Raw genomic sequence first — 23,489 nt, 5'->3', positions numbered from 1 at the left:
TATATAGTCTGTAGACTCTGATGGCACTACTCTGAGATAGCTCCTTTTAGAATAAAGGACTGCAAATCTAGCGGTGCAAAATCCTATTGGCTGCCAATTTACCTAAATTCCCTATGAGTTGCGCTCCGGGAACCACATAGTGTCTTTAACTGATGATATACATATTCCTAAGCCTGAGATCTCCTCCACAATTTGAGCCAAAGAAATTTCTACTGGAACATCAACTAACGCTCCATCGCTACTTAATGTGATTGGATACTTCTCGGAAAGTTTATGAATCGCAGAAGAGTTCTTTGATTCGAAGGAGAACTCGATTTTGCGGCTTAAAATAGATTTATTACTTAGCAGTAATTCACATCTTCCATTTTTTAAGGCTAGGACTGCTTTGGTCGATAAGCGCAAATCCTGCTGATGGTGAGTTGAAATTATCACAGATCCACCTGCAGAAGCATGCCTAGATATAACATCTTGAACTAAAAAAGTCCCAGAGGCATCTAGATTAGAGGTAGGTTCGTCTAATAAAAGAAGACTGGGAGAACCCAGGATAGCACGTGATACGCCCAATCTTCGTCTTTGCCCCAGAGACATTCTCATAAACATGCTATCTGCCTTATCTTCCAATCCTAGCTCAGAAAGAACACGATTTGCCTCACGCTTTGCTTCTTTTCCAAAAATTCCTTTCAAAGAGGCGAAATACTCAATATTTTGCCTTCCCGTTAATCTATAATAGAAGCTTCTTTCTGGATAAAGAGAAATCCCAATTGATCTCTGCGCCTCAATTGTTCTCGACAGAATATCTACTCCATTAATGCAAGCAGAACCTTTTTCCGGCCGAATTATTCCTGCAAGAATTCGTAGTAATGTAGTCTTTCCTGACCCGTTTCCTCCAATCAACGGCATTATTTCTGAGCTATTTAACTCAAAGCTAACATCTGAGAAGACACTTTTTTCTGCTCGATGATATCTCATCGAAATATTCGCTACTTTTAACATGCCGAACGCCTTCCAAAAAGTTGAAGTCGAACTGGTGAATCAATATCTCCGTACTCGCCTATATGCAGGAGTGCTACTGCAGCTCCGCCAGACCCTTCAAGAACCCCAGGAGAGTCGACGCAGTAATCTTGACTATGCTCCACATCTAATCCATAAGTGCGACTAGCATTCCAGTTTAATAAAATTTTATCCAACGATTTATCATCTGATACTCCCAAATTGGCAGATGAAAGCAGGAGCCCTGAATATCCATGACAGAGCGAAGGGTTGTCTATTTGCTGAATACTCGAAGGTCGTTTAATGCAAGATGCAATTAAAGACTTAGCACTGGGTAGTGTATCCGGATGGCTTGGTACACTTAAATTCACTGCGATGGCTAATCCTGGATTTCCATAGCACCATGCAGATCTGGTAAATTCTTGATATCTGCCATTTGACTGTGGATAAATATAGTAGTCAGTATCCGGACCATATTTAGTGTATACAATGGATCTGTTTAAAGTACTTCTAATGCGAAGGATTGAATCAGATAACCCGCGCCATCCTTGCTTTTTTGCCTCACCTAGTACTGCTAATACTCCGGCTAAGCCGTGAGCAAATCCTACATTTATATAGCCACTTTTTAAGTGACCATAATATGCTTGCTCCACATTTGTTATCTGAGTAGAATCTGTAAAAAATCCCATTTTTAAATAAGGAAGTAAGCTTGCCCTTCTCTTAAATTCTTCTAGAATATCTTCCAGAAGTTTCTCCAGTCTACTGTCTTCGGATGATTTTATTGCACCCCCATATAAAGTAGATCGGTGTAAAATGTACCACGCTACTCCAGATAGGCCATTAACCATATCATAGCTATCTGTAGGAATGCCTTGATTTGGATTTAAGTTGCTAATTAGAGCTCGTGTCTTAAGTATCAAAGTTTCATTAATAAATTTTAAAGCATTCTTATAGCGACGTCCTTCTCTAGAAAGAGACGTCAATGCGAAAGCTAGACCTGAAGCTCCAGAAAATAATCCAATATTTAAATCAGATGTATTGCAGAAATAGTCGAAAGCAACTGATGCATGCTTATGCGCAAGCGAATCCCATTGCCCATCTGGATCAAATCTATCAGCACTAGAATATATTAGGCATAATCCTAAATCTCCAGCTTCTAGCGATAACGGGTGCCAGGGCACAACACTGCTACGAATAAGAGGATGACGGATCCCCTCATTTTTTGTTAACTCCCAATTTTTTCTAATTCGATCTAGAATCTCCCACCCACGCGCTACTGCTTCAGCTTTATGTTTATCTTCTTGCGTGAAATCTCTCATTCTCAGATATCCTTTATTTTATAAATTCTGTCACGAATAATTTTATCTGCAATTACGGCCAGCACATACTCCTCGTGTCTCTTAAATCCAAGCCTATTACACCACATGTGAAGTAGGCTCAAATTCATTGATACTTTTTCAACATAATTCTCTTTCGAAGAGATTCTTTCCTTACTATTATTCATCGTATAGCTAATTCTTTTCTGATAAGGTGTTAACATACCAGAGATGTCAGGTAAAATTACCAGCTTTTTGTTAAATTTTCTGGATTTTTTATTTAGCTCGGAGATCTGTGGTGAAAACTCATTTTTATATCCCGCGATGGCTAGCAAAAGCATCTCATGGAGCTCTCGATCCGAAATTTGAAGGCTATCGAGCCAAGAGAGAACCAAAGGAACACCGAACATAATCCGATCTTCCTCATTTTTGGCTGAGTCCACGAAACTCGCAGCTTCGTGAAGTGCAACTATCTTTGACTCTATGCACCATAAACTCTCACAATTTTTAATTGTTTCAGGACCTCCATATCTTTCAATCTCTCTTTCGTAAGAACAGATAGTCCATTCAGATATCTGCCTTTCGTCTTTTAATGTAACTAATAGATTAGATACTTCCAGAGGGAAGGATCCGGTGTCCCTGAGTCGAAGGCGGAGGTGATCTTTTCCATCATTGTATCGAACAAAGAACCCGACGCATGATGAAGATTTATAGACAGACTCAAAAAGTTTGCGGAAATTTTGTGGATCACAATAGATATTGAAATACCACCAATCATCGCCTGGCGAAAGGAAGCGTGAGGTTACTGCGGGATCGTATCTCTTCCTATATTTCGGTAAAGGATCGTTGATTTCCTCATTAGGAGTTAAATTCAATACAGATACTATAACTTCTGTTGAAAGACTGGATTCTCCTTCCTTGGATCTGGCGTAACCAAGCATTTTAGGATCTAAAGCTTTCTGGACTAAACTATACCCTGGCTTAACTTCGCGCATTAAAAGGTCCAGGTGAGTCTCATCTTGAGAATCTACAAGAAGTTGATTGTCTCCTTCTCCGGCGAGGAGATAGCGCGGGATTCTTTTAGCTTGCATCCAGTCTTTGAGATCCTTGGTATTTTTCACTTCTGTAGGAATTCTCCACTTTGCCGAAGAAAGCTGGATTCCAGCATAAGTGACTCCTGGATAGAAATCTAGAAGTCCTTCCAAAGCCCCCCATGACCAGGATGGTTTACAGAATCCATCATTGCTTATATCTTCCAAAAATCTCACTAAGTCAGTGGTTAATTCGGAAGTGACTAGATTTAAGCGACGAAAGATTACACGTTTTTGTGATAAAATATCACGAACATAGAATTTTCCATCATGAACACCCAGCAAAAGATCATGTACGGTTCTTACTGAGCATGCCTCTGAGCTTGGTTTGGTCAAGATAAGGACGTTATCATACGCTAACGGTGACAAGAAAAGATCATTAGCGACAGCACTATTTGTTAAATACTCTAACTGTAATATTAGATCAGAGCTATTGTATTTTTGGTCATGCGTTGCGTACTTCTTTACTTGATCTTTAAAGATTTTATTTCCCCATCCAAAACGACCTATAGACCTACCTGCTGGGAAGGCAACTCCAGTAGCGCCTAGCGCATATTGCGTTTCTTGATTGTTCTCATGCATTTCAATGAATAAATCTGCTGAACTAGGTAATTTACCTGCGTATGGAATTTTTGAAACTAGTTCAGGTGATATCTCTACGCTCTCCTTCCTGCAACTTCTTGATTCTTCTATCAAATAGGACAGAAGCGAGGTGAGCTCAGGGGTAGTCCTATGAGAAACTCTTTCTTGTTTATGGGAAGATGTCTCATATCCTGCAGGCATTCCAATCCCCGCAGTTAAATCTAATGCATCAAGTAAAGAAACTTCAGTTTCCCCATATTTTTCTAAAAATCTATCTGCGTGTGCCGAGAGATTGGGAGATCCTGAAGGGATAGAGGTCAATCTGCAGAGCCCGTCAAATACGGTTGGTACAATTTCCTTAAGACTATTCGGAACGTTTCCTTCAAGTCTAGCTTGATAATCTACTTGGATACCTCGTTGAATTTCAGAAATATGAAATTTACCTAGCTTTTCTAAAATCAATAAGAGTTCCCCCTGCCCGCTCCCTAAGGGCGTGGCAGAATACCTATCGATTAGATCAATTAAAGGGTCAAGTTCATCTGGAAAAAATTTTATGAGTTTTTCTGCAGGGTCTGAATCAAAGGCAGACGAAGAAATATCAGTAACAAGCACATTGATTCTAATTAGCTCCTTCGGCAGTCCGTGGATTTTATCTCTATTCGATTCACCAAATTTCTGAATTAAAAGTGTTCTTAGTGTACCTATCTCCATAGAATTAGGGTTTTCATTAAGAATGAAATCTAAGGCAGGATTGATGCGAACATCTACTCGAGAGTTGGTACTCTCGGTTTTAAGATTACTCAGTGCCGCATGGAGCCGATCTCCATGAATAAATGTTGTGGGATTTATGGATACACAAAAATTCTCTAAGGTCATTTCAGCTTTATTTTGCAATTTCATTACTATTGATTGAGCAATCCTTGCCGACTTCACTCCCTCGTTGGAGATAACAAGAAATTCATTTCCAAAAGAAGTGCTTGAAACGGCAGCAAATAGGCCAAATGGAGTCGGTCGAGTTGAGATCCTAATAGCATACTTCAGTAGGCTCCTGCGGAGTGTCATAATTTTTTTATTCGGGATAGACTCTTCATCTCGTAAGACTTTGTTTATCGCGTTGGCAAGATTAGGACTCGCTAAAATTACGGCCTCCTGCAGAATTGGGTCAAGCCAAAGCTCTCTAATCAGATCTAGAGGTTCTTTAGTGTTGATATTAGTTGGATATTTATTGGTCTCTTGAGTAGATGTGCGAACGGCTAAAGAAGGATCAGCCTGCCATCTGTCGGCAGAGGAAGATGTTGACGACTTCGAAAAAATATGACCCATTTTCCTCTTCATTCTTTGTGGCTGAATATAATTCAGGTGGTATGTGTTCCCTGCTCAAAAGGAATCTTGTAAGAGCAAGTTTAAGACTTTCTATGAAAAGAAAGTGTTTCCGCGTAAGTAGTGTCTTCTACCAAGAAGGTATCTGCTCTTTCCATAGTTCTTGGGACAGTCTCAATATTTAGAAAACTATCTGGAAATCCCGGTTACGCTTGATTTTCCTGCTAGGAAAACAAGAGTCGGGCTAGACACCAGAAAAATTGCTGTTGCTAAGACAAGCTGAGATGGGTCGCTTAGCCCACCCCACGCCCACGGAACAAATGGCCAAAGCGTGCCACCGAGTGGGGTGCCGCTAATCAACACCCCGAAAATTACTCCAAAGATACTTATCACCGCCCCCGCAAACGATCCTAAGCGACTAGTAATCCAAATAATTATTGGAACAACTGTGCCGGCAAGAAGAGTACAGCTCATCCATAACTGTATCGAGATAGCGACACTCAGACCTTTAAATGCCAGAATTGCAAAAGTAAATGCTATGCCAACGCTTAGAAAAGCGACCACGCCAAGGGTAAGTAGAATTACAGGAAAAATAAAGCGAGGTCTACGAGTGGCAAAAATTCGCCACCCTGGCATAATCATGATCCATAAGTAGATAGGTAGTACAGAAACAGCTATAGGAATAGAAATCGAGACAAGAACCCGAGCAACACCCACTGGTGACTGCCAGCGTAAAAATATTAGGCTTAAGACCATGATCATGAGACTTGCCCAGAGCGCCCGGCTTCGAGCGGTAATTATCAGCAGTGAACACACTACTCGATAAGTTTGAAATCTCTGATGAGCTTTTGAAGTCTCGCTTGCGCGCGATACGCTGGAGTCACTCATCCCGAGAGTACTACTCTTGTCAAAAGTTTCCACTGAAGAGTCAGTAAAGCGGTGTACATGCGATAGGAGTGAACGATTTGGGATAATAAATTGACATAAAGTCAACAAAACTGTCAAAGCTATCGATAAGAGCGGAGCTGACCACAAAGAGATTCCCCATAGTTCATGATGGGGCGCGATCGCAACCCCATTAGCATGGGTGCCAATAAGTGGAAGAGTCGGCCGCAAAGCCCAGTTAGGCGGCCAAAGCATCCAATTGGACGCCTCAACGGTATCAACAAATATCCAAGATAAATAAAATATTGAGCAAGTCAGCAAGGAGAGGGAGCTGTTAAATAACCTCGCCACTAGAACGGAAAGAGTAGCCAAGAAAATTTGAGAGAATGCGGATACAAAGATGAGAGCGAAAACGGTTCCTGAAGGAAATCCCTGGGACTTCCCAGTTAATAAAAAGATGAGGCACGGAACCGTTAAAGCAAGGAAATTAGTGGCGAGAACATGAGCGCAAAGAATTACTGTTCTTGCAGAAGAAATGAATCGTTGATTAATATTCCTCCACTGGGTTCCGCCACTCCTTGTGCGGCCCTCCATCGAGATCATTGAAACCCCGATAAAAATAGCATAGAGCGGTCCCACAAAAGCGACCCACATGTTGCTCCAGTTAAGAACACCTTGCCAGGAACGCTGCATTCCAGAGAGATAGTAAAGAAATCCAACTATCACTCCATAAAAACCCGCAAGATAGATAAGGTTCTGCGGCAAGCTACGTCGCCATCTCAGCTCTTCCGCTTTCAGCAATTTGCCGAATGAAACATGGGTCGTGTTCATTTGTTCCCTCGCAGAATCTCAAAGAAAGCATCCTCAAGAGTCCCGTATTCAGATAAGTCTTCCATTGGTCCTTGCCAGCGGAGCTGTCCTGAATCTAGAATTCCTATGTCATCTGCCACATGAGAAACTTCATCAAGAAGATGGCTTGAAATAATCACTGTCCGGTCAGTGGCTACATAGTCACGCAAAGTTCGACGAAGGTCTTGAATCCCCTCTGGGTCCAGACCATTTTGAGGTTCATCAAGGATGAGTATTGAAGGATTTCCAAGTAAAGCTATACCTAAAGCCAAGCGAGCTTTCATGCCAGTACTAAAAGAACGTGCTTTACTCCTGCCAGTATTCGCTAACCCAACGTGAGTTAGAATTGAATTAATCTCATCTTTGCTGGCGCCAATTAAATAGGCATGCACCTGCATATTTTCCGTTGCTGTTAAATGTGGGTAAAAAGCGGGGCCGTTAATACTCGCGCCGATATGATCAAGAGAATTAGACGACCAGGGTTTACCAAAAATTCGAACCGATCCGGTGGTAGGAACCGTGAGGCCCAACAGAATGCTAAGGAGTGTTGATTTTCCAGCCCCGTTTGGGCCAATTAGCCCGTATATACGTCCCGAATTAACTTCAAGATCAATCTGACTCAAAGCCATTTTTTTGCCATATCTATGGCTGACTTTCGTTGTATCTATAATAGGAGTATCATTAAACATAAGGTGCTCTCCGATCGGAAGAATCTCTGGAAATCTTTATGGAGGACTCAACTCGCTTGTTGAGATTAATCTCAAACAATTCTTTATCTTAAACCAGTCTGGGCCCAGGATCAAATCATGTAAAAAATTTGATCCTGAACTGGTAAAGACGCTGCATACCTGTGAAGCAGTGGGTCATAGGATGCTAGTCAATTCACCTCCACAAAAATGGCATTTGAGCCAAGCGATTGCGGAGTGACCCGAGAGGGAAAATAACCACTCCTGCGGTGCCAGGTATACTTACCAAATTTCGACACCTAGTGAACAACAGTTATCAGCGGAAGACCCAATATTTCCTAAGGTCCTCTGCCGATTAAGTTCCACTCAAGAGTAGTAACATGCCAGTCACCTTTTCCGAGCTTGAGCCTGATAGCTGACGGCTCTTAAGACGAGCGCCATTTTCATATCTCAGCACACCTACAAATGCGAATTCACTGCTTCACAGGTCGGACAGTTGCGTTCTTATGGCATCGTGAATGATGCCCTCAGATTCACTCGCAACAAAGATTCCATAGATAATCCAGACCCTTTCAGATAGCCTGAATAAGGACCAGATCTTCTGGATATATTAACCCGTGATGCGGATCGTGCACCCCTTAGTGACCTCGTTGCACATCATGAATCCTGTAATACAGCCTGGAGTACACAAAGACTTTGACGTAACCCAACCGCCCGTCCGGGGTGAGGTCTCATGAACGTTCACCTCAAGGTCAAATTTGTCATCCATAATCTTCCTCGCTTTCTGTAGTGCGCCGTGTCTCTTTCGCTTCTGACGACCTCGGAGATGGTCGACAGAGTCCATAACTTCGCTCGACCACCAAGAATTTTTAGAGGTCAAAGCGATCTAACGGGATCGATTGTTACATGCAGTAGAACTCAGTACACCGTAAACACTAAAAAATTTTATATAGGATCATCTATCCTAAAAGTTCAAATGGTGGCGATTTGGGCGCTATGCAGTGCTTTACTGTATATATGTAGATATAGCTATATCATTCAGTTAATCCTGGTTAGGTTAAATATCGCATAAGAGTCAGGCCGTAGGTCATGATCGGGCGTGAGGAACGAATCGGTGACAACTGATCGTTAGTGCCAAGAGGCGCTGGCGGGGAGGATGTCATCATGCCCGGTCCCTATCCCAGAGAGTTCCGCGAGGACACGGTGTGGGTGATGTGTCTTTCGGGTGCCACGCTGCGTGTGGCCTGCACAGTGGTGCTTCTTCCCCTTGTATCGATTCTGTTGGCATGGACATATGCGGTGGTTGGGCGGGAGTGGGTCGGTCAGACACCGTATGTTTTGAGCAGCTGGGTGCTCTGTGCACTGGTGGCGGTGGTGAGCGGGACCGGTGTGCTGCGTGCCCTTCGACATTGAGATTTTCTCACCATCGGTCGCCGTTGGGTGGTGAGGACTACGAGGACCGACCCGTAGGCCCACCCGAATTCGGTACGAATGGTGTCCAAGGCAGCACGCATCGCAGATCGCTCCTCCTGAGCAGTATTCACGTTGTGCAGAACAGCGCTAGTCGCCTTGAGGTCAACCCGAGAGGCCTCGATCCGCTCCACTGCGTGCAACCGGGTCAACGTCTGGCCCAAGGTGCACCCCACGATGTTCATCACCGGGACGATGCTCGGATCTTGCGGGCTGTTCCCCACGAACTCGAGCACCCCGACGACCCGGCCGTCCTCAACCAAGGGCAAAGCCAACACGCAGACGACACCCGCCGCTACCGCTGCCCGGGCGGCCACGCCCTCCGCCTTCCTCGCACCGGGAACGAAGACCACACATCCTTCGTCGCCCACGCCTTACCCGCTGCGCCCTCGCCGAAGTGGTAGTCGAAATCCTCGTTACGCCCCTTCAACAACGCAGGAACCGCACCCACCGAGCGATACCAGGTCAGCTGTTTCCCATCCGGTGCGACATGCCACACCAATCCGAAAGTCCACCCGGTATCACCGACGATCACCCCGAACCCGCGATCGTTTCGGGAGATATCGCCCGAAACGATCGCATCCTCGGCGAAATCACTGACCGAATAGTGAATTTACCTCTTTACCTAGCGGGTTCGCAGATCTAATGTCACGCCATGACCGCCCGGAAAACTGCACGTCGTCGGAGCACCGCCGCTCTCACCGGCACCTTGGCCCTCGCCCTGGCGCTGCCCGCCTCCGCCACTGCCGCCGCCCTGGACATGACAGCCGGCACCGGATCCCCTCCCACCGCTGCTCAAACCACCCAGGAGAACCACTCAGCCACCCCGGGACGAACCTCCTCGAAAGCCCAGCAATCGACCCGCCCCGGGCCCGTCATCGAACGCGCCCCCAAGGTCGCCACCATGACCGGCAGCGGAGGCGCCGTGGCCAGCGTCGACCCGGTCGCCAGTCAGGTTGGCATCGACGTCCTCGCCCGCGGCGGAAATGCCGCTGACGCAGCAGTGGCCACCGCGGCCGCCCTGGGAGTCGTCGAACCCTATGCCAACGGAATCGGCGGAGGAGGATTCTTCGTCTACTACGACGCCACCCGCAATAAAATTTCCACCGTCGACGGACGGGAGAGCGCGCCCCGGTCCATGACCCCAACCTCCTTCCTGGAAAAGGGCGTCCCGATGGACTTCCACAAAGCCGTGAACTCCGGCCTGTCCGTCGGCGTCCCAGGGACCCCCGCCACGTGGAAGCACGTGCTCGACTCCTGGGGCACCCGAAGCTTCGGCGACATGCTCGCCCCCGCCGAGCAGATCGCCCAGCGAGGTTTCGTCGTCGACGCCGACTTCGAGAAAGCCACCGCCGAAAACGCCCGCCGTTTCGCCCAGTTCCCCGACACCGCGAAGATCTTCCTACCCGGCGGAAAACCAGTGAAAATCGGCGACGTGCTGCGCCAACCCGACCTGGCCCGCGCTTACGCCGAACTGCGCCGTCACGGACCGGCCGCCATGTACCGGGGCGACATCGGCAAGGCGATCGTCAACACGGTCAACGCCCCGCGCACCGCCCCCGGAGTAACCGTGCCCAAGGGCGGCATGACCATGAGCGATCTGTCGTCATATCGCACCAAGTCGATCGCACCGGTACGGACGACATACAAGGGGCACGACTACTACGGGATGGGCGGCTCCTCCTCAGGAGGGATCGCCGTCGCCGAAACCTTGAACCTCTTGGAGTCCTATGAGAAACGGACCGGTGTCCCGCTCTCCCAGGTCGACGACGCCCAGTACTACCACCGGTTCGCCGAAGCCACCGCGACGGCCTTCGCCGACCGCAACCGGTGGGTCGGCGACATCCCGGGCGTGCCACAACGCGAACTCGTCTCCAAAGGTTTCGCCGATGAACGCGCCTGCGGTTTCAACCCGAAAAAAGCTCAGCCCCGCCCGATCGCCTTCGGCAACCCCGACGGGAAATACGGCGGCTGCGAGCCTCCGGCGAAAGGCAAACCCGGCAAGGTCAACGACGGGCAGGCCACCACCCATCTGACCGTCGCCGACAAGTGGGGCAATGTCGCCTCGTACACCTTGACCATCGAACAGTTCGGCGGCAGCGGCATGGTGGTCCCCGGCTACGGATTCCTGCTCAACAACGAGCTCACCGATTTCAACCTCGCGCCGATGACCCCGGGAGTACCAGACCCGAACCTGCCCGGGCCGGGCAAACGTCCTCGCTCCTCGATCAGCCCGTCGATCCTGTTCAAGGACGGTCGGCCGGTGATCGCTGCAGGTGCGGCAGGAGGCGCGACCATCATCACCACGACCGCGCAGACCATCGCCGGAATCATCGACCGACGCCATGACGCGATGCATGCGCTCGGAGCGCCACGGATCTCTTCCCGGAACACCGGTGCCACCGCGGAACCTGCGCTGATCAACGGACCGGTCGGGAACTCGCTGAAGGCGTGGGGGCAACCGATGAAACCAGTCGACCACATCGGCCGGGGCACGGCGATCCGCATCCTGGGCGGCGGTCGGTTCGACGCCGGGGCCGAACCGACCCGAGGCGGTGGCGGTTCAGCGATGGTGGTACGTCCGGACGCGCCGGTGAAGGACCCCCGCTGACTCCCAGGGCGGCGCGTCAGGTCGAGGCGGTCACCCGTGTGCTTTGACGCGCCGCCCAGTGCAGGATCTCCCACAACCTGGCATCTGCTGCAACCCGGCCATTTCCGCTATGCCCCACCGAAGTCGCCCGCAGCGTGGCCTCCGCGCCGCGCCGCGCCGACTCCCTGACCCACCGATCGGCATCCTCCGGGGAGACCCTGCGGTCATCTTGGGGGGAAAACACCAGGCAGGGCGGCGGAACGAGGTCGTCGCCCGCTGTTTCGAGCAGAAGCAGCGGGGACAGCGCGGCCAGATCGACCCCGGGTTCGCCTACCCCGAATTCTCGTTCCCAGGCCGAGCCTGCGGGGTGACGTCTGCGGAGGTCAGACACATCCAGCAGCGGTGCGGTCAGCACGATCCCGGCCAAACCAGGGCGTCGCAGAGCAGCCGAGGCGGCGAGCCAGCCGCCGTGGGAGGCACCGACCAGCACGATCGGTGAACCACCGACGCTCAAGGCGTCGATCACGTCGACGAGGTCGTCGACCGCCTTTTTCTTTGCCGTCCCTGACCCGGCTCGATACCACGCCGGGCCGTGTTCACCACCGCCACGCACCCGGGCTGCCGCAGTCACACCGCCCAGGGCTGCCCAGGCGAGTGCTGTCGGTGCAGCTTCCAAATCGTGGATCACCCCGAAGCCGCCGTAGCAGGTCAGCAGGATCGGTGCATCGACCGGTGAACCGATGGGTACGGCTCGACGTACGGTGAGGCGTGTGCTGTCGCGAGCAGTGACCACTGTCGTCATGATCGCCGGGGGCGGGGTCGCTTGCGGGTGTGGTGGGTGCTGCTGGCCTGATGCGAACGACCGGGTGCTCTCGCGGGGTCGTGCTCTTTCGTCAAGTTGGTCGCCCTCACCCGGCGGTGTGGCGGTCAGGGATTCCAGGCGTGCCCGGCAAGGGTCGAGCGGGGAGGCAGTCGCCCACCAGATGTGGCCGGCGACGACGGCGCAGCCGGTGAGCTGTTCGCCGGGATGCCCTTGCCAGCGTGCTTCCCAGTCGGTCGGGTCGAGGTCGTCGCGGAGACGTCCGGTCGTCAATGGGATGACGAACAGGGCGGTGAGGCCGTCGTCGTCGACGGTGGTCAAGATCCGGTTTTCGCTGTCGTCGAGGAGTCGTCGTATCCGGTCGGGGTGTATGTCAGTGGGCAGCGGGAGGGTTGCGGTCTGGCCGTGGGGGTCGCTGGTGACGAGTCGTCCGGGGTGTCCATCGGCGAAGGCATATCCGTGAGTGGTGGCCAGGATCCGGGTGGTCCCCGGGGGGATGAGGATCGGGGACGGGTGGAGTTCATCGCTGCCGGTGGGGAGCTCCCACATGTCGACCCGTCCGTGCGCAGTGAGGCAGACCGTGGCCGTGTCGTGGTGGGCGGTCACTCGGCAGGTGGTGCCGGGCCCGGCACTGGGCAGGGGGATCCGGGTGTATCCGCCGTGGGGGTGGACAGCAACCAGGGTGTGTCCGTCGAGGACGAGTGCTCGGCCATCTACGGGGTGCACGGCCAGGTGGGCTGACCGGACAGTGAGCCTGGGGACCGCCTTGGCGGTGAGCGTTCCGGGATGCAGGACGGTGAGCAGGCCGATGTCCTGGCCGGGGCGGACGGCAGTCACATATCCGGTGCCGTCATGGTGCAGATCGGCGCGGCGGGGGACGTGCCCAGCGGGCAGCTCGACCCGGGGAAGGTCGGGCCAGGGATCGACGGGGTCCGTGACGGAGTCGCTTCCGAGGACACGTCCGTGGCGGACGATCGAGTGATCCGCGCAGGACGGTCGATGAAGGTGGATGACGTGGTCACCGACGGTGACGGGGGCTTCGGCGCGGGGCCTGGCTGCCCAGTCGGCGATGATGCGGGCGCAGATCGGGGGGATGTCAACCTCGTCAGCTCCCATGTCACCGCCCTACGGAGTCGACCTGCGGGTGGGGGCGGGCGTCACACCAGGCGAGGATCCCGCCGAGGTCGAGGGAGGTAGGCCAGGGCAGCTGCCGGTGTCCGTGTCGAGGGTCGGCGGTGTCGACGAGGTGGACGAGTCCGTCTCCACCGGAGGTAACGGCGACGAGGGAGCCGTGGGGGTCGGCGGTGATGGATCGTCGTTGGGCGTTCTCCCAAGGGGATTCTCCCGGGCGGGGCGGGGAGCTCATCGGTGGGAGGGGGATGCGACGGGCGACCTGGGATGCGCTGGTGCTGTCCTCGGGGATGCTGGCTACGACGATCTCGTCGCCGTCAGGGTGAACGCGGGCGACGGCAACGCCTCCAGCGAGGGGTGCACAGCGGAAGATCAGTCCGGGGCCGAGATCGATGGCGTGGGTGCGGTCGTAGCGAGGATCGTGGACCCACAGGGCATTACCCCAGCTCTGCCAGGTGTGGGGGTCACCACCCCCGGAGCGGACGATGCTGAGGGCCCGGTGGAGGGTGTGCGACCAGCGGAGGAACCAGCCGCGGCCGGGTGCTTGCCAGGGCAGGGTGCAGTCGTGGCGGGGGGTGTCGTCGGCGAGTGTCCAGCGTCGGACGCCGGTGGTCTCGGCGACGAGGAGGTGGTCGGTGCCGGGCAGGAGAAGGTCGCCGTGGGCACTGTCGTCGGACCCGGGATGTTCGCTGCCGCGCAGGCGGGGGTTGCCTTTGGGTGCGGCGAGGACGTCCTGGAGGTGGAGGATTTCGAGGCTGCCGGGTTCACGGTGGCGCAGGATAAGGCGGGCGTCGGTTCCGGTTCCGTGGATGACGACGCCGGGTTCGCCGGTGCGGCAGCGGATGCGGCGGGCGTCCGGCTGCGCGGGGTCGGTCAGGTCGATGGCGGTGAGCAGGTCGCTCCAGGGTTCGGGGTTGGCGCCGAGGCCGGTGGTGACGACGAGGTGGCGGCCGGTGGGGTCGGCGGCGAGGTGTTCAGCTGGGGTGGCAACGGGGATGGTGGCGGTGATCGCGTGGGTTGCGGGCCGTCGGGGGTCGACCAGGATTGTCCGACCGATGAGATCGTCAACGAAAGCGACGGCGCCATCTGGGAGTTGCAGGACGCCGGCATGTTCGGAGAGTCCGAATTTCCCTAATAGGCGTGTACTTTCATCGACGACGGGGTGAGCTGGGTCGATGAGGTGAATGGTGCCCGCGCAGTGGTCGGCGACGAGGAGTCGGGGGGTGGACTGGTCGGCGTTCGGCATGGAATCACCTTATTGCACACGAGATTCATTCTCATTAGAGTGGCGGCCTCGACTCCCGGGACCGCAGGCCCTCAACCCTGAGGCCGACCGGGAATCGAGGAAACCAGAAGGAGTACGTCATGCAGAACGATGTCATTCAGGTCATGACCGAGATCGAGGAAACCGAGCAGCTGGCCCACGAATCCGCCAGCCACTCCAACGCCCTCGTGGAGAACCCCTTCGACTGATCGGGTCATGAACCGGCCCCAGCCGGAACCGATCGGACCCCCGGGAAACGTCCTGTGTCTCCCGGGGGTCCACCCCACAGCCCACCCCACGAGAGGCCAGAGCATGCAGGCAACCCCGGCACCCGACCTCGTCCGCACCCCCGAGGGCACCGTCGTCCGCACCGGCGACGGCCGCTGGTTCCGCCTCCACGGCGAACCCGCCCCCGAACAGATCACCACCCAGATACGCCACCTCCACGACGAACGAGCGAGCTGGGCCACCTGCGGGAACCGCCACCTGCACCTGCACACCCCCGACAACAACACCCACCCCCTGCTCGACCGGATCGCCGACGCCCTACAACAGCACCAGGTCACCGTCACCCTCGGCGAACTCCCCCCACAACCCGCCGACGCCACCGTCATCCTCGACCACGACCACACCCGCCGCGCCGCACGCCCCCTCCCCACCGGACACGCCAGCACCCACATCTACCGCGAAGGCGACCTCTGGTTCATCGACCCCCTACGGGTCGCCCCGGACGACCCCAACGCCAGCCAGGTCATCCGACGACGCCTCGCCGCCAGCCAAGCCCCCCGCGAACAACTCACCTGGTGGCAGGACCACGAAGCCGGCGACGACCGCGAGCACCTCGACGAATCCACCACCTGGCGCATCGTCCACCGGATCGTCGATATCCTCCACGCCGAATGGTCCGACCCCAGCCCACGGCCGACCCACCGCCGCACCCTGTGGCGCCACGACCGCATCACCGGAACCACCAGCACCCACCCCGTGCTGAGCTTCCCCGAACCCGCGCCCCTGCCCCCACGCGCCACCGCCACGTGACCCCGGCCGCCGTCGGAACCGGAAACAGACAGCCCACAGCACCAGCCTGCTCGACCAACAGTTCCACCGAGGCAAGGCTCGCCACCGACCATCACCTGATCCCCGGCTCGCCTGGCAGCATCCTGCTGCGCACCCCCTACGGGCGGCGCTCCCCCGCCGTCCTCTCCTGGAAGAGCCACGGTCTCGACCTGATCGCCCAGGACGTCCGCGGACGACATGATTCCCCCGGTGCATGGATTCCCTACAGCGACCATGAATACCAAGACGGGCTAGCCGCCCTCGACAGCCTCCGCACCATCGACCATCGGCGTCCCATCATCCTTGCCGGATCCTCCTACGAAGGCTTCACCGCATTGGAAGGCGAGCGCGCCGCCCTCGACGCCGGTCACGCCGACCGGATCATCGCCGTCGTGGTCATGGTGCCCGCACTCGGTCTCTGGGAGACCGCCCACCATGCCGACGGCACCCCTCGGTGGCGTGAGCGCATCGGCTGGTGGCACGAGCACGGCTTCTCCCGGACCCCTCGGTGTCCGCTCTGCGCGGACGAGCTCACCCGCAGGGTCGCTGTCGGCGAGTCCGAAGGGCCGGATGCCCTCTTCGCCGACGAGGACTACGGCCCGGGAGCGCACCGCGCCTGGATGCGGTTGTGGTCGGCGCCGCGCACCGACCTGAAGCGGTGGGCACGCCCGGGGAGCGCGCCCGTCCTGGTCGTGACCGGTGCGCACTGTCCGCTGCGCAGCGACGCCCATCGGCTCGTACGTGAATTGTCCGCTGCGGGGAGGTCGGTCACCGTCTTGGACGGACCGTGGGGGCATCGTCTCCTGGCTGATCTCCCGGCCGATGGCCCGGTCGGTGCGGCAATCCGCGCCCGAGGGGGTCTGCGAGCGCCTTTGTTGGCCTGGTTGAATCGTCGGCTCGTCAACGACGGCCAGGCGCCGCTGTCCTGTCCGTCGTCCTCTCCCGAGCACGTGTTCGTCGGGGGTGAGGACGGCAGGGCCACCGTCGTCGCCCCTGACGGGCGCGCCCATGTCCTACCGCTGTCCGACTATCTGGACGCCGCCGTCCGGCCCGTTGTTCCGCCCCGGGAAGAAAGGTCCCTGTGATGAGTGCTCTCCCGATCGAAACCCTCGTCGATCCGTTGACCGGTGTGATCCGTTCGGTGAAAGACGTCCTCACCCCGGAGCATGCCCCGGCGGGGTACACCTCGATGACGGCGTCGGTGGCTGATGCCCGGCATCTGGGTGATTGGCCGGCTGATCGGGTCTCCTTGGGCACGACCTTCGGTGATCCGGCCGGGGCTCGGATCGCCGCGATCGGGGAGGCCGTCGAGCGGTATTGCGGGAATTATCTTCCGGAGTCGCTCGATCCGGATCTGTTGCGGGTCGGGACCCGGCGTGAGTTGTGCACCGACGGCTTGGACGTCATCGCGGTGTCCGACCTGCCGTCGTGGGCGTCCTGGCAGATCGCCCGGCCGGGCTTCGAGTACACCCCGTTGACCGAGGATGTCCCGACCTTGTGGGCACGGTGTCGGCGGGAGGACGGGACGTACTGCTGGTGGCCGAGTGCGATGGTGCATTTGAACTGGCGGCAGCGGCGTTTCCGTCATCTGCCGCGGGTGTTGCATCTGAACTATGCGGGGATCGCCACCGGCCAGGGCGTGCAGGATGCGACGGACCGTGCGGTGCTGGAGATTCTGGAGCGGGATGCCCTGGAGGTGTGGTGGCATCTGGGCGGGCCGACGGTCGGGGTCGATCCGGGTAGTGTGCCGGGTCTGGCGGAGGCGATGGCCGGGTGTCCGTTGACGTACTGGATCGTGGAGATGCCCTCGGAGTATGCGCCGTGCATGGGTGCGCTGGTGCACGACCGTCGGACGGGGATCTATGCGGCGGGGTTCTCCTGCAAGCTCGATCCGGCCGAGGCTGCGCGTAAGGCCGTTCTGGAGGCGGTGCACACGTGGATCTACACGCAGGGCACGACCACGGCCGACGGGTGGGTCTTCCGGGCGATCGAGCAGGGGTTGATGGCGAAGGGTCTGCATCTGGAGCATCGGGCGGACGGCCTGTATCTCGATGCGGCGGGGCCGACGATGCAGCATGTTCGCGATCTGGGTGCTCATGTGCAGGTGTGGCAGGACCTGCGCACCCATCATCTGGCCCGGAGGTTCGTCGAACCGGCCCGTGGGGTGTTGCCGGTCGGGGAGTTCGCGCCGGTCACGATGGCTCAGGTGTACGAGCGGCTGCGGGCGGACGGGCGGAGCGTGCACACCTGCGATCTGACGACCTCCGACATCGCTCAGACCTCGCTGCGGGTGGTGCGGGCGCTGGTTCCCGGGCTGGTGCCCAATGCTCCGGCGGCGTTCACCTATCTGGGGTGTCCTCGGTTCGCCGAGGCCGCGCAGGCTCGGGGGTGGGGTGACGGGGACACGTCGTCGCCGGAGAAGGTCACGGGGATACCGGCGCCGCACATGTGACCGGGGTGGTGTCGCCCGGCCGAGATCTGCCTTCCGTCGTCGTCCTCTTGAGTTCTGTGAGGTCCGTGCCATGTCCGTCCTTCCCCCGGTCCGTCCCGCCAGCACGGCAGATGCGAGCGCGGGCTTGTTGGCCGGGGCTTTCGACGCCCGCGATCCGGGCGGTCCTCGCCCGCCTGGACCTCGGACTGCTCGATGGTCCGGTCCGGGGGTGCTACCGGCTGCGCAGGCTCAGCTCCCGGTGGGGCGATGGTTGCGGGAGTTGTTGTACAGCGAGGAATGCCACCGGGATGCCCGGGGCACGCTGTTGTCGACACCGCTGCGGGCAGTGCCTTCGGCCGGTGGCTGCCAGCCGGTGACGGCGCATGTGATCTGCGGATCAGGCTGTGACCTCCCACCGGGGACGTACGCCTTCCAAGGTGATACGGGCGATTTCGTGGCCCGGTCCGAGCAAGTTCTGCCAGGTGACGCCAGGGCGGGTCTGGCAGCGGGCGCCGAGGTCGTCTTCTCGGTGTTGCCGCAGCGGCCGTGGGGCCGGTACGGGCACCGGTGTCCGCCATTGCTCATCGCAGATACCGCCTTCGCGGTGTGCTGGTTGGGAGTGCTGGCCGAGGAGGCCTCGGTGGCGGCCCGGTGGCGGCCGGACGTGTCCGGTGCGGCTGATGTCTTGGGGTTGCCTGGTTATCGGCGGTGGATGGACCGTTGGCCGGGCAGCGCTCCGGAGCTGATGACGGCCCGGGTCGTGCTGGGCGCCGGAGCCGACGGGACGGGGCGGGCCGTCGACGACATGGATGGGGCTGCCGTCCGGGGGCGTGCTCCACTCGCGGGGTCCTCGCTGGTGTCCCCGGTTCGTGCGGAGGAGCGTGTCCCGCGCCTGCTTCCGGGGCTGTCCGAGCGGACGACACTACTGCCCTGGCCGGATCCGGTGGAGTTGACCGGTCACGGGTGGCTTCCGGCGTTGGACACCTCCCAGTTGTGTTCCCGCCGCAGCGCCGACCCCTGGCATGCCACGGTCGGTGCCGGGGACGAGCGTGACGCCGATGGACTGTCCTGGATAAAAGAGCTCGTCGACCACGTCGACGGGCTCTTCGCCCGCTCTTCTTGCCGCCCTCAGGTCACCTCGACCGACGACCCTTTCCGGGCGGGACTGTCGGCACGCTGTTCCGGGCAGCGGTGGGTAGGACAGGCCCCGGTACTCGTGCATTGGGCGGTCCAGGACCGCCCGGAGGTTTCGGCTGCTGCTCTCCTCGACCGGGCCGAGGTCCACTGGGTCGCGGCGATGGAAGCGGCAGCATTGACTGCGCACGTCCATGCCGGACGGACGGGTTCGGCGGAGGGTCGGCTGGGCCGTTCCTCGTCCCGGGTCGTGGCCGGGTGGACGTCCGACGGCACGGTGCCGCCGGTGCTGGCCTTGGCGGTCTGGCCGTGATCGCGGGAAGCGAAGGATGTCGATGATCGACCAGCGTCTCTGGCTCGCGGTCCGCCCCCACCGGGGACGGCTCACCCTCACGACCGCCTTGTTGTGCCTGATCACCGTGTCCTGGTGGGTTCAGGCCGTGGCCCTGTCGGTCTCTCTGGCCGCAGTGGTCGCCGGTGACCACGACCGGGTCGTGGCCGGCGCGGTCGGGGTGGTCATATGCCTGACGGTGCGAGCACTACTGCGGGAATGGCAGGTTCGCTCAGCTCTGCGGTTGGGCGAAGCAGTTCGCACCGACCTGCGTCGGGGGGTGCTGCGGGCCTGCCTGGTCCCTGAGCGCCTGCATGACGCGCAGGATCGGATGGGGGCCCGGATGTTGGCGGCCACCGACGGGGTCGACGGGGTCGACAAGTACGTCTCGTTGTACATCCCGCACGTGGTACAGGTGTGGGTGATGCCGCCGTTGTTGATCATGGTGGTGGGCTCGGCCTACCCCGCGGTCGGAGTGGTGGCGGCGGTGGGGGTGCTCATCGCAGTGGCCGGCCCACGCTGGTGGGACAGGTTGATGACGCGCCGTGGCGGTGAGCACAGCGACACCTACGAGGGCCTGTCGGCGGATCTGTTGGAGAGCCTGCGCAGTATGCGCCTGTTGCGGGCGGTGGGCGCGGTGGAGCGTCGCCGTCGGCTCCTGGAGGAGCGTTCGCAGGCGCTGCATCGGGCGACGGTGCGGGCGATGCGGGTGTCCCTGGCGAGCACGGCGGTCATCGACGGCGGTGTGCAGGTCGGGGTGGTGGCGTCCGGGCTGTGTGCGGCAGTGGTCGCGGCGGGTGGTTCGCTGCCCGGCGGGGCCGGATTCTGGTCGCAGGTGACACCGTTCATGGTGTTGATGTTGGCTTCGGAGATCTTCCGGCCGGTGCGTGATCTGGCCCGTCAATGGCATTCGGGATATGTGGGCCTGTCCTTCATGAGCCAGGTGGACAAGGCGCTGCCGGAGGGGGTGGCCGGGGTCCTCGCGCGCACCGGAGAGTCGGAGGACCTTGCTCGGCGTGCCCAGGCCGAGGATATCCGGGCAGTCCGGATCGAGGGGGTCTCCTTCTCCTGGCCGGATGGCACCCCGGTGCTGTCCGGGGTCTCGGCGCATTGGCCGTTGCAGGGTCAGGTGGTGGGGGTGGCCGGGCCGTCCGGAGTCGGTAAGTCGACCTTGCTCGACATCGTGAGCGGCTTGTTATCACCGACAGGTGGACGTGTCGTCGTGGAATGTTCCGACGGGGAGCGGGCGCCTCGACCGGAGGATGTCGCAGTGGTCTCACAGCATCCGGTCTTCCTGGCCGGGACGATCCGGGAGAACCTCCTGGTCGCAGCCCGGCCGGGGACTTCGGACGAGACCCTGCTGCAGGCTTTGGCCGCGGCGGCGGCTCCGGAGCTGGCCGAGCGCGGCCTGGATCATGTACTGGCCGAGGGGGGGCGGTCGCTGTCCGGCGGGCAGCGGCAACGTCTGGCCATCGCACGGGCTTTGGTCTCGGACCGTCCGGTGATGGTGCTGGACGAGCCGACGAGTGCTTTGGACGCCGAACGATCCGCGACGGTGATGCAGACCTTGGTGCGCGAGTCGGCGCGGCGAGTGGTGGTGGTGACGGCGCATCAGGCAGATGCCTTGGCGGCGTGCGACGAGGTACTCGATCTGGAGGGTGTACGGCGATGACATTTTCGTCACCGGTGTCGCCGGGGTTGTCCGAGTCGTCCGAGAACCGCAGGGACCCGCTGTGGGCGTTGTTGCCGTGGCTCCGCCCTGAGCGTCGGGCCTTGGCCTGGACCTTGGCGGTGGACGTCCTGGCCCGGCTGCTGCTGGTGGGACAGTCGGTGTTGTTGACCTGGGCCGTGGCGGAGGCGGTGGTCAGCCGGGCCCTGCCGCCCTGGTGGTTGTGGGCGGCAGGCGTGATGTTGATCATCTCCCGGATGCTGTTGACCTGGCACGAGATGGACCTCTCCCACGACGTGGCCTATCGAGTACTGGCTCATCTGCGGGCTGCGCTTTTCGGTGGTTTCTCCCGGGGCGTGCCACGGCGCTCGCCGGGGCAGCACACGGGTCGTCTGGCGTCGACGGCGATGGGTGATGTGGAGACCTTGGAGTTCTTCTACGCCCACACGGTGCCGCAGCTGGCCTCGGCGGGGGTGCTCCTGGTGGGCGGTACGGCGGTGGCGGCAACGGTGTCGGGGCCATTGGCCGTGGTGCTGCCGGCGGCGGCATCGGCCCTGGTGGTCGCGGGGTCGCTCGGGGCTCGTCGGGCTCGGGTGCTGGGTGAGCAGGCCTTGTCGGCGAAGGAGTCCTTGGCGGCGGTGACGGTGGATGTCTTCGGCGCGTCCCGGGAGGTGATCGCCCATCAGGTGGTGGATCGCTGCGTGGAGGACGTGGTGGCGGCCGGGGGTCGTGCCGATCGGGCGCGGGCCCGGGTGGAGATGCATCAGCAACGTCAGGACCAGGTACGTGAGGTGTTGGTCCTGGTCGCGGTCCTGGTGGTCCTGGTGGTGTCGAGCGGGTCCGGTCTGTCGGGGCCGGTGGCGTCGGCGGTGACGGTCGGCGCTCTGGCCTTGTTGGGTCCGGTGGCGGAGGCGGCGACGACGGTGACGCGGCTGCAGCCTTTGCGAGCGGCTGCTGGGCGGGTCGTCGAGGGTATTGCGTTGCCGGTGGAGGGATTGCCTGAGCCGGTGTCACCGGTGAAGGTCGGGGACGGTCCGTGGGGTCTGGCCGTGGAGGGCGTGGAGGTGGTCTTTCCGCAGGAGACGGTGCGGATTCCCGAGGTGGTGGTGCAGCCGGGCGAACGGATTGCTCTGGTGGGCCCGTCGGGGTGCGGGAAGAGCACGGTGGTGAATGTGTTGTCGGGGGTGTGGGTACCTGATGCGGGGTCGGTGTTGCTGTCGACGCTCGGCGGCGAGCGGGTGTCCTTGGCCGAGGTGCCTTCTGCGGTGCGTTGTCGCCGGATCGCGGTGGTCGATCAGGAGTCGACGGTGGTGCATGGCACGGTGCGGGACAATGTGCGACTGGGGCGTCCGGATGCTTCGGAAGAGCTGGTCGTGGCTTCTTTGGAGCGGGCCGGGCTGGTGTTGGAGGGCCCTCGATGGTCCGAGGGTCTGGACACGGTGGTCGGCGAGGGCGGGCTGTCCTTGTCGGGTGGGCAGCGAGCTCGGTTGGCCTTGGCGCGGGCGTGGGCGCAGGAGCCGTCGATCTTGGTGCTGGACGAGACCACGTCGGGTCTGGATGCCCGGACGGAGGCCGATGTCCTGGAGCGGTTGTGTTCGACGGATCGGAGTACGACGGTGGTGGTGGTCTCCCACCGGGAGTCGACGGTGTCGGCGATGGACCGGGTGGTGCGTCTGGGTGGCTTTGCGGGGCCGGACGGGGGCGTGGCGAGCTGAGCTCTGTCCCAGGCTGGGGGTGACTTTCCGGTGATATACCCAGATTTGTTTCGGAAGTTTCCAGTCGTATCCCAGTAGGCGCCCGGTGAACCGTCAGGTTCATCGCGCATCATATATGCCATGTCCATGGCTGCGAGGCAGGCGCTCGACGCCACGCCG

At 58.4% G+C, this 23,489-nt stretch carries 17 protein-coding genes; 8 read left to right on the top strand and 9 right to left on the bottom strand.

The annotated features are described in order from the left end of the window. Positions 1 to 111 precede the first annotated feature (111 nt). The 7 genes from ccmA to DX923_RS02015 all read right to left on the bottom strand — a co-directional run bounded on the left by ccmA (position 112) and on the right by DX923_RS02015 (position 9,542). The gene (gene ccmA, locus DX923_RS02040) at positions 112 to 993 is read right to left on the bottom strand and encodes a heme ABC exporter ATP-binding protein CcmA (RefSeq protein ID WP_116112336.1); all 882 of its coding nucleotides are present in this window, start codon (positions 991 to 993) and stop codon (positions 112 to 114) included. Next, positions 987 to 2,309 carry a lanthionine synthetase LanC family protein gene (locus DX923_RS02035; RefSeq protein ID WP_116112334.1) on the bottom strand — a complete coding sequence of 441 codons (1,323 nt, stop codon included), beginning with the start codon at positions 2,307 to 2,309 and terminating at the stop codon, positions 987 to 989. Before DX923_RS02035 ends, ccmA begins: the two co-directional genes overlap by 7 nt. A gap of 2 nt (positions 2,310 to 2,311) precedes the next feature. Further along, positions 2,312 to 5,314 (bottom strand): lantibiotic dehydratase, encoded by a 3,003-nt coding sequence (locus tag DX923_RS02030; RefSeq protein ID WP_162872718.1) that lies wholly within the window; start codon positions 5,312 to 5,314, stop codon positions 2,312 to 2,314. A 174-nt stretch (positions 5,315 to 5,488) separates the two neighbouring features. Continuing rightward, positions 5,489 to 7,015, bottom strand: a complete 1,527-nt coding sequence (locus tag DX923_RS16060; protein WP_162872717.1) for a hypothetical protein — start codon at positions 7,013 to 7,015, stop codon at positions 5,489 to 5,491. Next, the gene (locus tag DX923_RS02025; RefSeq protein WP_116112333.1) at positions 7,012 to 7,722 is read right to left on the bottom strand and encodes an ABC transporter ATP-binding protein; all 711 of its coding nucleotides are present in this window, start codon (positions 7,720 to 7,722) and stop codon (positions 7,012 to 7,014) included. Before DX923_RS02025 ends, DX923_RS16060 begins: the two co-directional genes overlap by 4 nt. A 607-nt stretch (positions 7,723 to 8,329) precedes the next feature. Beyond that, positions 8,330 to 8,488 carry a gallidermin/nisin family lantibiotic gene (locus tag DX923_RS17090; RefSeq protein ID WP_116112331.1) on the bottom strand — a complete coding sequence of 53 codons (159 nt, stop codon included), beginning with the start codon at positions 8,486 to 8,488 and terminating at the stop codon, positions 8,330 to 8,332. Between the two features lie 553 nt (positions 8,489 to 9,041). Then, a complete protein-coding gene (locus DX923_RS02015; protein ID WP_205413090.1) occupies positions 9,042 to 9,542 on the bottom strand; it encodes a hypothetical protein in 501 nt (166 codons plus the stop codon). Positions 9,543 to 9,844: 302 nt separating this feature from the next. Between DX923_RS02015 and ggt the strand changes: the two genes are divergently transcribed. Then, positions 9,845 to 11,800: a gamma-glutamyltransferase gene (ggt, locus tag DX923_RS02005; protein ID WP_116112325.1), complete on the top strand. Its 1,956-nt coding sequence runs from the start codon at positions 9,845 to 9,847 to the stop codon at positions 11,798 to 11,800. Between the two features lie 16 nt (positions 11,801 to 11,816). Here the strand turns inward: ggt and DX923_RS02000 are convergent, their stop codons facing one another. After that, entirely contained in the window at positions 11,817 to 13,715 is a 1,899-nt protein-coding gene (locus tag DX923_RS02000) for a prolyl oligopeptidase family serine peptidase (protein WP_116112323.1), read from the bottom strand. A 1-nt stretch (position 13,716) separates the two neighbouring features. Next, positions 13,717 to 14,976, bottom strand: coding sequence for a hypothetical protein (locus tag DX923_RS01995; RefSeq protein ID WP_116112322.1), 1,260 nt, complete (start codon positions 14,974 to 14,976; stop codon positions 13,717 to 13,719). A 119-nt stretch (positions 14,977 to 15,095) separates the two neighbouring features. Here DX923_RS01995 and amiA point away from each other — a divergent pair, with 119 nt between their 5' ends. The 7 genes from amiA to DX923_RS01970 all read left to right on the top strand — a co-directional run bounded on the left by amiA (position 15,096) and on the right by DX923_RS01970 (position 23,330). Then, the gene (gene amiA, locus DX923_RS16575) at positions 15,096 to 15,203 is read left to right on the top strand and encodes a streptamidine family RiPP (protein ID WP_240322703.1); all 108 of its coding nucleotides are present in this window, start codon (positions 15,096 to 15,098) and stop codon (positions 15,201 to 15,203) included. A gap of 103 nt (positions 15,204 to 15,306) precedes the next feature. After that, positions 15,307 to 16,032, top strand: coding sequence for a hypothetical protein (locus DX923_RS16055; RefSeq protein WP_162872716.1), 726 nt, complete (start codon positions 15,307 to 15,309; stop codon positions 16,030 to 16,032). After that, positions 16,029 to 17,135 (top strand): CocE/NonD family hydrolase, encoded by a 1,107-nt coding sequence (locus DX923_RS01990; RefSeq protein WP_162872715.1) that lies wholly within the window; start codon positions 16,029 to 16,031, stop codon positions 17,133 to 17,135. Before DX923_RS16055 ends, DX923_RS01990 begins: the two co-directional genes overlap by 4 nt. Beyond that, positions 17,135 to 18,502, top strand: coding sequence for a YcaO-like family protein (locus tag DX923_RS01985; RefSeq protein ID WP_205413089.1), 1,368 nt, complete (start codon positions 17,135 to 17,137; stop codon positions 18,500 to 18,502). Before DX923_RS01990 ends, DX923_RS01985 begins: the two co-directional genes overlap by 1 nt. Before the next feature lie 70 nt (positions 18,503 to 18,572). Then, on the top strand, positions 18,573 to 19,928 hold the full coding sequence (locus DX923_RS01980) for a hypothetical protein (protein ID WP_116112317.1): 1,356 nt from the start codon (positions 18,573 to 18,575) through the stop codon (positions 19,926 to 19,928). A 22-nt stretch (positions 19,929 to 19,950) separates the two neighbouring features. After that, the gene (locus DX923_RS01975) at positions 19,951 to 21,618 is read left to right on the top strand and encodes an ATP-binding cassette domain-containing protein (protein WP_162872714.1); all 1,668 of its coding nucleotides are present in this window, start codon (positions 19,951 to 19,953) and stop codon (positions 21,616 to 21,618) included. Continuing rightward, on the top strand, positions 21,615 to 23,330 hold the full coding sequence (locus DX923_RS01970) for an ATP-binding cassette domain-containing protein (RefSeq protein WP_116112314.1): 1,716 nt from the start codon (positions 21,615 to 21,617) through the stop codon (positions 23,328 to 23,330). Before DX923_RS01975 ends, DX923_RS01970 begins: the two co-directional genes overlap by 4 nt. Positions 23,331 to 23,489 lie beyond the last annotated feature (159 nt).

It is taken from the genome of Austwickia chelonae (assembly GCF_003391095.1).
GTDB classification, from domain to species: Bacteria; Actinomycetota; Actinomycetes; order Actinomycetales; family Dermatophilaceae; genus Austwickia; species Austwickia chelonae_A.
The sequence above is the reverse complement of the archived record's forward strand: the minus strand, read 5'-3'. Positions and strand labels throughout refer to the sequence as shown.

Bases quoted from the DNA above. Each gene is read 5' to 3' on its own strand.
- ccmA (WP_116112336.1), bottom strand. From the start codon at position 993: ATGTTAAAAGTAGCGAATATTTCGATGAGATATCATCGAGCAGAAAAA.
- DX923_RS02035 (WP_116112334.1), bottom strand. From the start codon at position 2,309: ATGAGAGATTTCACGCAAGAAGATAAACATAAAGCTGAAGCAGTAGCG.
- DX923_RS02030 (WP_162872718.1), bottom strand. From the start codon at position 5,314: ATGAAGAGGAAAATGGGTCATATTTTTTCGAAGTCGTCAACATCTTCC.
- DX923_RS16060 (WP_162872717.1), bottom strand. From the start codon at position 7,015: ATGAACACGACCCATGTTTCATTCGGCAAATTGCTGAAAGCGGAAGAG.
- DX923_RS02025 (WP_116112333.1), bottom strand. From the start codon at position 7,722: ATGTTTAATGATACTCCTATTATAGATACAACGAAAGTCAGCCATAGA.
- DX923_RS17090 (WP_116112331.1), bottom strand. From the start codon at position 8,488: ATGGATGACAAATTTGACCTTGAGGTGAACGTTCATGAGACCTCACCC.
- ggt (WP_116112325.1), top strand. From the start codon at position 9,845: ATGACCGCCCGGAAAACTGCACGTCGTCGGAGCACCGCCGCTCTCACC.
- DX923_RS02000 (WP_116112323.1), bottom strand. From the start codon at position 13,715: ATGGGAGCTGACGAGGTTGACATCCCCCCGATCTGCGCCCGCATCATC.
- DX923_RS01995 (WP_116112322.1), bottom strand. From the start codon at position 14,976: ATGCCGAACGCCGACCAGTCCACCCCCCGACTCCTCGTCGCCGACCAC.
- amiA (WP_240322703.1), top strand. From the start codon at position 15,096: ATGCAGAACGATGTCATTCAGGTCATGACCGAGATCGAGGAAACCGAG.
- DX923_RS16055 (WP_162872716.1), top strand. From the start codon at position 15,307: ATGCAGGCAACCCCGGCACCCGACCTCGTCCGCACCCCCGAGGGCACC.
- DX923_RS01985 (WP_205413089.1), top strand. From the start codon at position 17,135: ATGAGTGCTCTCCCGATCGAAACCCTCGTCGATCCGTTGACCGGTGTG.
- DX923_RS01980 (WP_116112317.1), top strand. From the start codon at position 18,573: ATGTCCGTCCTTCCCCCGGTCCGTCCCGCCAGCACGGCAGATGCGAGC.
- DX923_RS01975 (WP_162872714.1), top strand. From the start codon at position 19,951: ATGATCGACCAGCGTCTCTGGCTCGCGGTCCGCCCCCACCGGGGACGG.
- DX923_RS01970 (WP_116112314.1), top strand. From the start codon at position 21,615: ATGACATTTTCGTCACCGGTGTCGCCGGGGTTGTCCGAGTCGTCCGAG.